Here is an 11108-nt window from a genome sequence, read left to right as displayed (position 1 = left end):
TTATTATTGTAAAACGGTGGCGATAGTCGGTACGTTCGATTCCAAAGGAGCAGAGTTTTTTGTATGTGAAGGAAATTCTAGAAGGGCTTGGATTGAATACGCTTACGATTCATAGCGGAGTATTTTGATCCGATGTTCGTTCCCGATGTATCGAACGAGGAAGTGGCTGGTGAGGTACAGGCGGATATTCATGAAATCGCCTCCAAGAAGGATCGTGCCTTAGCAACCGAAGTGTTGGCGCAAGGAATGGAGAAGTTGATTCCAAGGTTGTATTCGGATGGGAAGTTCGATGGCATCCTCTCCTTCGGCGGATCTGGCGGTACTTCTATTGTAACGCCAGGAATGAGAGCGCTGCCAATTGGCGTGCCGAAGATCATGGTATCGACGGTTGCTTCAGGTAACGTAGCGCAATACGTAGGCACAAGCGATATTATGATGTATCCCTCGATCGTCGATGTGTCGGGCTTGAACTCGATCTCGACACGCATCTTTACGAATGCCGCACTTGCGATTGCTGGCATGGTGAAGGAAGAAGTAACGGTGTCGGTAGAAAAGAAGCCGCTAATTGCAGCCACGATGTTCGGCGTGACAACACCTTGCGTCAATCATGCGAGAGAGTACTTGGAAAAGCACGGATATGAGGTTGTTGTATTCCACGCGACAGGTGCGGGTGGGAAGACGATGGAACGCTTGATTGAATCCCACTATTTCGATGGTGTTCTGGATTTGACAACAACAGAATGGTGCGACGAACTGGTCGGCGGTGTGCTGAATGCTGGGCCGCGTCGGCTGGAGGCCGCAGTGCGAGCTCAAGTGCCTCAGGTCGTATCGACGGGGGCGCTGGATATGGTGAACTTCGGGCCATTCGATTCCGTGCCAGAGCAGTTCCAAGATCGTAATTTCTATAAGCATAATCCGACCGTAACGCTGATGCGAACCACGGTTGAAGAAAATATAGAGATCGGTAAGATCATTGCCGATAAGCTGAATCAAGCAACTTCACCGACAGTGCTGATGCTGCCGTTGAAGGGGGTATCCGCACTGGATATAGAAGGACAGCCATTCTACGGTATGGAAGAGGATAAGGCTTTATTCGATACACTTCGTACGCGGATCAATAGGGAAGCTGTAGAGCTTATTGAAATGAATGCTGACATCAATGACGAACAGTTCGCAATCGCAGCAGCGCAGAAGCTCATCAAGCTGATGAAGAAGCACAACAGCAGCGAAACTTACATCAAGGAGGAAGTACAATGAAACAATCACGCCAAGATATCATCAATAAATTGAAGCAACAAGTTGCCAATGGTGAAATGATACTCGGAGCTGGGGCAGGTACGGGGATTTCCGCGAAGAGTGGAGAAGCGGGCGGCGTTGACTTAATCATCATTTACAACTCAGGCAGATATAGAATGGCGGGTCGCGGCTCACTTGCAGGACTGCTCCCTTATGGCGATGCTAACCAAATCGTAGTCGATATGGGCGCTGAGGTGCTGCCTGTCGTGAAGAATACGCCGGTACTTGCGGGTGTGTGCGGGACGGATCCGTTTCGCATCATGGAAGTGTTCCTGAAGCAATTGAAGGAACAGGGCTTCGCGGGTGTGCAGAACTTCCCGACAGTTGGACTGATTGACGGGGTATTTAGAGCGAACTTAGAGGAAACAGGCATGGGCTATGACCTAGAGGTGGATATGATTCGCCAAGCACATGAGCTCGGCATGCTGACGACGCCATACGTATTCGATGAAGAACAGGCGATTAAGATGGCGAAGGCAGGGGCTGACATACTGGTCGCGCATATGGGCCTGACTACGAAGGGTACCATCGGAGCGAAGACAGCATTGACGCTTGATGATTGCGCGAAGAGAGTGCAGGCAATTGCCGACGCAGGACGATCGGTTAATCCAGATATACTCGTTATCTGCCACGGTGGCCCGATCGCTGATCCGGAGGATGCGCAATATATCTTCGAACATACAACAGGCATCGATGGATTCTTCGGGGCATCGAGTATCGAGCGTTTTGCTGCAGAAGTCGGAATCAGACAGCAAGCCGAAGCATTCAAGAATGTGAAGTTGAAGCAGCAATAGAACATATAGCGGGGGAGTGGTGCTCTCCCGCTTCGTACTTTTCATGTCTCATTTTCGTATGAAGCTGTTTGAATTTGAATACACAGCACATGTGCATTTTGCATATACAAAGTGGCTTGCTGCGCTTATGCAGCAAGCCACTTCGTTATGTGTTGGTGTCTATCTTAAGCTTTGCGGCTTCCCAATACGCGGAAAGCAATGACCGCTAAAATAGCGCCAACGAATGGTGCTGTTACGAACACCCACAGTTGGGACCATGCTTCGCCGCCGAGCAGTACAGCAGGCCCGAAGCTGCGGGCAGGGTTAACGGATGTTCCTGTCAATCCAATACCAAGAATGTGAACGAATGCAAGTGTAAGACCGATCACGATGCCGGCTACACTGCTCTTGCTTTCATCCGAAGTTACACCGAGAATGGCGTAAATGAACACGAACGTCAATACGATTTCGACAACGAATGCCATCATTGGGGTAATGCCGATGCCGTAACCAGCCCCGAATCCGTTCTGGCCAAGGTTAGTTACCGCATTGCCTGTGGAATCAATGATTGCATATAGCAATCCAGCACCTGCAACGGCCCCGATTGTTTGAGCGACAACATACCCGATGAAGTCTGCAACAGACATTTTTTTATTGAACAGCATGGCAAGTGAGACAGCTGGGTTGACGTGACATCCGCTGATTGGCCCGATCACATAGGCCAGCGCAACGATCGACAAGCCGAAGGCAAAGGCGATGCCGAGATTTCCGAGCTGTGCTCCTGCTGTTGCTGCGCTTCCGCAACCGAACAGAACGAGTACAAATGTACCGATAAGTTCGGAAAGATATTTTTTGATTGGTGAATGCATGTAGTTCCTCCTTGAGATTCTAACTGATTGTCAATGACAAATACCATATACACCTCTCAAAACCACATAGAAACATCCAATATTTTCTGAATTGTCAATAATAATGCTCTTCCGCTATTAAGACTATGCGTCATTGCAGCAAAAATATGTTGAATCCGATTTAGAAAAAGGTCATTTGTCTTACCTTTGAATATATAACGCGAATAAAAGAGGAAAACGTAGGCTGGTGGAGAAATTTACTATCAGATCAGGGAATGGGCAGGAATTTTAAAAGGAGATTCTGTTAGAATTACAATTCCATATACAAGGAAGAAACCCGCTACTCTCAACTATAAGATGAAGAAGCGGGTTTTCATTTACCCATGGCACTTCATGTTGAACATTCATCCGAACAATCATGGGCTCAATTTATACAGATTGAAGGACATAACCAAAGGAGGTGATCCGTTTTAGCTAAATCCGTATCTAACTCAAAAGTTTGATCCGAAGAAAGGAGAGATCAGGATGAAAAAAATGATGTTTGCGCTTTGCTTGATGCTGCTCATATTGACGTCTTTCAACTTTGGTAGCATGGACGCCAAGGCGGCAGAGGGGCCACGGATTGCTCTTAGTAACCCTTCAAGCAGCGTACATGTTGGTGACACGTTCAAGTTGCAAGTGAGCGGTGAAAATTTCAATGATCTATTTGGTGTCGAGGTTTCTCTAACGTACGACCTCAAGGCTTTGCAGGTGCTGGAGGTAAAGGCCGGTGACGGGTATGATACTTTTGGCGCTTACAAGGATGATGCCAATGAAGGGAAGCTTTATATCCCCGTGATGAGAAAACAGCTGCAAGGATTTCCGCAGGCATCTGTTCGCCTAGCAGAAATTACGTTTAAGGCGCTGCAGGGAAAACAGGCCGCTGTCGAGATTCAGCATGTGAAAGCCGTAAGCAGCGAAAGAGTTGTTAATGAGCAAGGATACAAGGATTTGAAAGTGCTTACATCTGGTGTGGGTGAAGCAATAACATTTACAATTTCGAAGAAGGATGACCGAGATCCGTCTCCGGGATCGAACTCAGGTTCAGGATCGGGCACCACGAGCGGACAGACGGGTTCAAGTAAGGAGCCGGTTTGGAATATGGATGCCATATTGAAGGAAAAGGATCCGGTACGTGCTGCGGAAAAGCTGCAAACCTTACTGAACGGGTTGAAATCGGAACCGGCTTCAGCGGACAAGGAGGTAATGCAGAAAGCTGCGTTATCCATCCTGGAAAAACTATCTTCCATTTCTATGAATAAAGAGGGCGTGGATACCTATGTGATTGTTCCAGAGGATCTGAGCAAGCGAAAAACACTTTTGGAGGACATGAAATTATCTCTGTCTCAATGGAAGATGAATACTGCGGAAATCAATAAAATCGAGCTCAATGCATTGTTGGAATATACGCTGGGCGGACGTGATGTCAATAAACTGGGCGTTTATCGTTATAACACGGCTACGGCTGCTTGGGAATATATCAGGGAAGCCCTCCATCAAGAGCAGGCTAGTAAATTCGGGCTGGTTGTAAAGCAGGCCGGGACATACCGTGTGATGGAATATACCAAGTCGTATGAAGATATCTCTGGCATTTATCAGGAAGCCCGATATGCAATTGAGGCTCTGACTGCAAAGCATATCGTGCAAGGGACATCGGAGACGTTATTTTCGCCTAGCAAAGCAGTGACCCGCGCTGAGTTTTCTTCCATGATCGTGAAAGCGCTCTCCTTGGATCGGCTTATAACGGATCGTAAAGAAGAAGCTGCATATTCGGATGTTAGGAAAGGCGATTGGTATTACGAAGACGTGAAAATCATGCATCAGCTTCAAATAACCAAAGGTTACGACGATGGCACATTCAAGCCGAATAAACCGGTGACCCGTGAGCAGACGGTCGTCATGATGATGAATGCATTACAAATCCTCGGTCAGGTTCAGGGCGGCAATGCGCAGACTTCAGGCAATGCGTTTGCTGATCAAAATGCAATTAGTTCTTGGGCCAAATCGTCGGTAAATAAGGCAAAAGAAATGAAGATCATTTCAGGTACGGGGAAGCACCTATTTATGCCGAAGCAGTCTTCAAATCGTGCCGATACGGCCGTGTTGATTTGGAAAATACATCAGCATGCGAAATAAGGGAGGAGAGTCAGTTATGTTGAACTCCGGATTGAAAAATGCTTGGAGAATGGGGAGAAACGTCGCGTTGGCTTTTCTGATCGCCTTGCAGCCGTTAATGTTTGTTCCCGGGATCGCCGAGGCTTCTGGGGCAAGTAAAGATGCGATATCAACCGAACAGGGCGGTAATCCAGCTGAACAGCCGATTGGCGAACCCGCTGATGAGCCGACTGATGAATCCGGTCTGGATAATGGTGAGCCTGGGGATGGTTCGGTTGATGTGCCGTCCGATAGCAAAGATGGTGATCCGGGGGACGGTAAGATTGAACATCCGCAAGATGATCCTGTGGATGACTCCTTGATCCCGGAAGGAGAAGAAAAGAATCTGCTTCTTGATCAAGCAGCGAGTGGACTTAGCGCTCAAGAAATTCATCACATGAGACCACTCTTCAATAACGGTTACGAAGAGCCTCTGAACACGGATGGAACCATCCCGGGCTGGAGCATGTTTTTTGCTCCAAATGAAGGAACTACCCATGAAATAACGCAGGATATGCGGTATTACGGCACTTCCAGCCTGAAGCTGGTAGATAAATCGAACACACTTCCAATTTATTTGCAAAGTGATCCGCGCCCTGTAACTCCAGGATATACATATAACGGATCGGCCATGATGTATATTGCCCCGAATGCAGGAAATGCGGCCGGAGCGAGCCTGGTGCTTCGTTTCTATGATGCAGCTGGGAAACAGGTCAATACGGATAAGGATGGCGAGAACATCGTTCATTTAAGAACCGTCGGGTCGTGGACGCGGGTTACGGTAACGGGTATTGCTCCTTCCAATGCCGTAAATGCGAGATTAGCAGCTTCTATTTCTAACTACTTTACTGCGGAGTCAGGTGCTTTTTATGATGACTTCACTTTAACCTCACCGCAAGAAGAGAAAGCGCCAGGCACCTTGCATCTGCAAATGCCGACAGGCATTTCAGGCAGCCAGCAGCTTGAAGCCAAGATTATGCTGAGCCGAGGTCAGGACGTGCAGAAGGCATTTGGGAGCTTGCGTTATGATCCGACAGTGCTGGAGGTTGTGTATGCAGCCGTCGCAAGTGATTTTAATTCAGGTGGGGGCGCAAAGCTGGATTGGAGTCATGAAGCGGGGGTTCTGAAATTCGAGGTATCCAAAACGGCCGGTTATACCGTCAGCGATGATAAACAGATAGTACATGTCACCTTTAAAGTTTTGGGTGAGCCAGATCGGGTGGATGTTACGCTGCTTACGGGCTCCGGGGTACAGGATTCAGAGGGTGTCCAAAACAACAAGATATATATCGGTACATCTGATGAACGAGCCAGCTCCCAGATCCGCAGAGCAACTCTGGATGTGAACGGCGACGGCAAAATCGATCTGTTTGATGTGATGGCTGTAGCCAAAATAGTCGGTCAAATGGCAACGGGAGATAACTGGAAATATGATATCAACAATGACGGCAGAATTGATCAAGCGGATGTCGAGGCGCTGACTAACGCGATCCTGTCGAAGCTGATGAATTAGGACAAAGGAGGACATGCTCTATGATACCACGCGGTATGAGAAACCGTTCAATCACGTTGGCGCTTATCTTGGTGCTGGGGCTGAGTTTGCTATTGCCGATGGGGGCGCAGGCAGCCTCGGAGAAGGAGAGTAAATTGTCGAAGTTAAAGTTTGGAACGCCAGTAAATCTCGGTTATCCGATCCGTACCGTATCAATCAATGACGGTGTGATGGGAAAAGAAGACGGAAAGGATGTGCTGTACACGACAGCATCGACCACTCCGGCCGTATTTAACGTGATTGATGTCAAAAATAACGCGCAGCTCCGTGCATTTGAACTTGAAGGAGTCGCCCAATCGTGGAGACATGTCATTGCTCCCGACGGCACCGTTTATATTGGCGCCAATACTGCATCAGGTACTGGAGAGCTGTGGAGCTACTCGCCGGCTACCAAGACCGTTCAGAAACTCAAGGTTATCGGGAGCGAGAAATCAGTATGGTCCATGACGACCGATCCAGAAGGGAATGTCTATATCGGCACCTATGATCATGGGAAGCTGTTCCGATATAATCCGAAGACCAAAGAATTAAAGGATTACGGGAGTTTACTTGCCAACCACAACTATATACGCTCCATGGCTTACGTTGATGGTTACATTTATGCCGGCATGGCGCTTCCGTTCGAAGTCGTGAAGGTGAACGTGGAGACAGGGGCTTCGGAGGTCATCTCCGACGCAGTACCGGGCATTCTTGGTGTAGAACATGAAAAACTGGAGTTTGCCTATGATATGGCTGTAGTGGATAAATATTTGTTCGTCAAAGCAAGTGGAGAAGCGGGTTTGATGATGGTCTACTACAATCTGCAGGAACAGAAGTGGGAGGATAAATATATAGGCGTTGATCCAGTAAGCGGCAAGGGAGTGATGAGCTATAACCAGATCCCTGTTGCGGACGGCAAGGCTTATGTGCCTGCTCACGGAGGCATCTTGGAGGTTGATTTGGCGACGCTTGCGACAAGAAATACGGGAATTAGCTTTGCAACTTCCTTGCGTGGGGCGGCATGGATTGATATGGGGAATCCCGAGCTAACCCGTGACCGCACGCTCGTGACGATCCAAGCCAACGGCAAATTATCGGCGCTGGACGTGAAGAAAGGACTGCGCAAAGATTTGCCCGGCGTTGCCGCCAAAGGCGGACCGATACCGATTCATAATATGGAGCGGGGAGCGGATGGACGCCTGTATATGACGGCTTATCCCGGCGGGATCGGCGGTGTGTTTGATCCAGTAACCCGTGAATCATCCAACTTCTTGATCGGGCAAGCAGAAGGGATCGTATCTGCCGGAAACAAGGTATATTACGGGATATATCCTGGCGGGTACATTTATGAAGCTGATATTTCCGGCAGCAAAATGAGCGAGCCCAAGCTGCTGTTCCAGATTGGAGCAGGTCAAGATAGACCCTATAAGATGGAGTATGCGGATGGAAAGCTGCTGATCGGCACGATTCCGGACTATGGGCAATTAGGCGGAGCATTAACGATTTACGATTTGGCAAGTGGGGAAAAGCAGGTTTACCGCAATATTATCCAGGATCACAGCATCGTAGGTCTTGCCTATAAGGACGGTAAAATTTATGGTTCAACCACCAAATCCGGCGGTTTAAACACAACGATGCCTGCGAATAACCCAGAAGTGTTAGTTTGGGATATCGAGAAAAAGAAAATGACGATGCATACTCAGCTTACATCGCTAACTGGACTTGGCAATCATCGTATGATCAGCGGCCTCACTTTTGGTGCGGACGGTTTGTTGTGGGGCGGCGTTGACGGTATACTTTTTGCATTGAATCCGGACGATCTCTCGGTCGTCAAACAAAAAAACATTTATCCCGATGTGAAGGATTATGGAATGTGGCGTCCGTATTATTCCCGCTGGGGTGAGGATGGTCTTCTCTATATCGGACTGGCGAACCGGATGACGGTTGTTGATCCGGCCACGATGGAGTATCGCTCGTTAACTCCAAGCAACTTTGAAATGAGCTTCATGACGCTCGCCAAGGACGCGGACGGACATGAACAAATCTATTATACGGATAAAACGAAATTGATGATGATCCCGATATCCGAATCTGATAGCGTAAAGACGATTGTCAGAAACGGGTGCTTCGGGGAACCGCTAAATGCGGATGGAACTATCCCGGGCTGGAGCAGCGCGGAAGCAGGAACGGAAGTTGAGTATAGCGTTTCGAAGGAACAGAGCTTTTGTGGAGAACAAGGGCAAAGCTTGAAAATTACGGATAAGTCACAAAACAATAAAGGAATCGGCAGCTATCTTAGCGATCCGATTCCAGTCGTCCACGGTGGCGAATATACGGCTTCGGCGAAACTTTATATCGAGCAGGGACTGATTGAAGGCTTGAGAACGGATGATTCCGGCATCGTTGTATATTTTTATGATAAATCCGGTGCCCGGATCAGTACGGTAGCAGGCACGGTGATCAAAGGCATGCCGCAAAAGGAATGGATCGACATTTCAGCGACCGGCGCTGCTCCAGAACAAGCGGCATTCGCACGAATTTCCCTATATTCTTCGGCATGGAACATGATGGTCGGATATTATGACCAAGTGACCTTTGAAGGGCAGTCTCCGGGCGGACTGCAATTGAAGGCTGTGGGCGAAGTGTCCGTGGGAGATGCGTTTGATGTGATCTTGCAGGCCAAGGACGTTACCGACCTGTATGCGGTGCAGACAGCATTGGCATTTGATCCGGCTCTGTTCGAAGTGGTGGATGTTCGGATGGCAGAAGGGTTTGGTTCCGCATCTACCGCTTATCTGGGTTGGAACCAAGACGGCGCGAAGGGCAAAGTCAACATCATTGCTACTCAGTTAGGAGATCGAGCGTTAGGCGGCAACGTGGACATTGCGCATATAACCATGAAGGCGAAGCAATTTGGCGATCCGGCGGAAGTGGTGCTTTCCAAACAGTCGTTTTTTACCGACAAAAATGGAGATGTGACCAAGCTGTCTTATATGCTCTCGGAAGATGAGAAGCTTGGCATCCAATTCGCTTACGATGTGGAAGATTTCAACAAAGACCATAGAGTAGACGCTCAGGATATCGCGCTCATTGCCAAGCAATTGGGCAAGAAGCTTGACGACAGCAACCGAATGATGGACGTGAACGGAGATGGAATCATTGATATCAGCGATATTGCACTGGTTGTATTGAAATCGCTAGAGTCTGTGAACTAGGGTACTGCCATCTAGCAGCTATTCTTAAACAAGGCGCCCCTTCTCTCGGTTGAATGCCGGAAAAGGGGCGCTATACGCTTGGCCGTTTTATTTTAATAGACTTGATTCAAACTAACCATCCCGAGACTCCCGTAAGAACCTTGAAATTCTCCTTTAAGGACATAAGTTCCTGCACTAAGGTATCCAACTGAAATCTCGACGGGACTTGGGGAAGTGGGGCCAATATTCACGGTAGTTGAAAATACTCTATTAAGTTGACCAGAAGGTCCTTTGGAATAGAGCGAAAGTTCAACGGTTTCATTCGTAGAGCTCCACAAGCCTACACTTAGTTTATGTTGAGCAGATTGACTAACTGTCAAATCATGAGATGTGGCAATATAGGCAGCAAATGCGCTAGTAGAGAAAGAGAAGAATGCTAATAGTAAGATCAATACTACTTTTTTCATTAAATTCACCTCCTTTCTTGCTATGGAGTGTCAGTAATAAAAATGTATGTACTGGTCAGATTAGAGAAAAGTCAGGTTTTATCCATTGTATCAAAATAAAAACGCTTTGAATATATATTTATTTTTCTGAATAAAAAAGATGGTAGCTAATCAAAGTTGCCCGTCTAATACTCTATTTTCTCAATAGATTAGCAACATAATGAATACACTGTTACATACGAATCAAATTTTTAAATACGTTGGATAATATTTATAGACAAAACATCTAGGTAACATCGAATAATTAATAGATCAATTGGAATGAAGTGGGATATGGATTTATAATAAAAAAGCTTTTGAAGTTATGACAGGATGAGGTGCTAATATGGAACAGGTCATTATTGATTCATATAACCCTGAATGGATAAGAAGGTATGAAGAAGAACGAGATAAGATTATGGAAGCCGTCGCGGACATTGGTTTGGCGGTTGAGCATATCGGAAGCACGTCGGTGCCGGGGCTCAGTGCCAAGCCAGTCATTGATATGATGCTTGGTGTGCGGGAATTAGAAGATATGAAGGCGAAGCACATCGAACGATTGCTGGAGATCGGATATGAATATGTGCATAAGCCAGATTTCCCTGAACGATTGTTTTTTCGCAGAGGACAGTGGAGAGCGGGCACAGAGCATCTGCATGTCTATCTGTATAGTGGGGAGAAGTGGCAGGACAATATTCGATTCCGCAATTATTTACGAATGCATCCGGATGCAAGGGAGCAGTATATGCAGCTTAAGCATGCTTTAGCTGCACAATTTCCGCATGATC

7 protein-coding genes and 1 pseudogene are annotated in these 11108 nt (G+C 47.5%); 6 read left to right on the top strand and 2 right to left on the bottom strand.

Going from position 1 to position 11108, the window contains the following annotated elements; all coding sequences use genetic code 11:
• The first annotated feature begins 16 nt into the window (after positions 1-16).
• Positions 17-1257: pseudogene (locus tag AZ66_RS21525) on the top strand (Tm-1-like ATP-binding domain-containing protein).
• A complete protein-coding gene (locus tag AZ66_RS21520) occupies positions 1254-2090 on the top strand; it encodes a phosphoenolpyruvate hydrolase family protein (RefSeq protein ID WP_021255131.1) in 837 nt (278 codons plus the stop codon). Before AZ66_RS21525 ends, AZ66_RS21520 begins: the two are co-directional and overlap by 4 nt.
• A gap of 164 nt (positions 2091-2254) precedes the next feature.
• Here AZ66_RS21520 and AZ66_RS21515 read toward each other — a convergent pair whose 3' ends face one another.
• Entirely contained in the window at positions 2255-2938 is a 684-nt protein-coding gene (locus AZ66_RS21515; protein ID WP_044356710.1) for an MIP/aquaporin family protein, read from the bottom strand.
• Between the two features lie 504 nt (positions 2939-3442).
• Between AZ66_RS21515 and AZ66_RS21510 the strand changes: the two genes are divergently transcribed.
• The 3 genes from AZ66_RS21510 to AZ66_RS30090 are packed head-to-tail and all read left to right on the top strand — an operon-like array spanning position 3443 to position 9856.
• Positions 3443-5092: an S-layer homology domain-containing protein gene (locus tag AZ66_RS21510; protein WP_044356709.1), complete on the top strand. Its 1650-nt coding sequence runs from the start codon at positions 3443-3445 to the stop codon at positions 5090-5092.
• Positions 5093-5108: 16 nt separating this feature from the next.
• Positions 5109-6623 (top strand): dockerin type I domain-containing protein, encoded by a 1515-nt coding sequence (locus tag AZ66_RS21505; RefSeq protein WP_044356708.1) that lies wholly within the window; start codon positions 5109-5111, stop codon positions 6621-6623.
• A 20-nt stretch (positions 6624-6643) separates the two neighbouring features.
• Positions 6644-9856 (top strand): cohesin domain-containing protein, encoded by a 3213-nt coding sequence (locus AZ66_RS30090; protein ID WP_052648740.1) that lies wholly within the window; start codon positions 6644-6646, stop codon positions 9854-9856.
• 92 nt (positions 9857-9948) lie between these two features.
• Here AZ66_RS30090 and AZ66_RS21495 read toward each other — a convergent pair whose 3' ends face one another.
• Positions 9949-10302: a hypothetical protein gene (locus AZ66_RS21495; RefSeq protein ID WP_021257869.1), complete on the bottom strand. Its 354-nt coding sequence runs from the start codon at positions 10300-10302 to the stop codon at positions 9949-9951.
• A gap of 364 nt (positions 10303-10666) precedes the next feature.
• On the opposite strand from AZ66_RS21495, the gene AZ66_RS21490 reads away from it, so the two are divergent.
• A partial coding sequence (locus AZ66_RS21490) for a GrpB family protein (RefSeq protein WP_044356707.1) occupies positions 10667-11108 on the top strand: 442 nt, incomplete at its 3' end.

The sequence above is a fragment of the Paenibacillus sp. E194 genome (assembly GCF_000935845.1).
In the GTDB taxonomy this organism is placed as follows: Bacteria; Bacillota; Bacilli; order Paenibacillales; family Paenibacillaceae; genus Paenibacillus_B; species Paenibacillus_B alvei_B.
The sequence above is the reverse complement of the archived record's forward strand: the minus strand, read 5'-3'. Positions and strand labels throughout refer to the sequence as shown.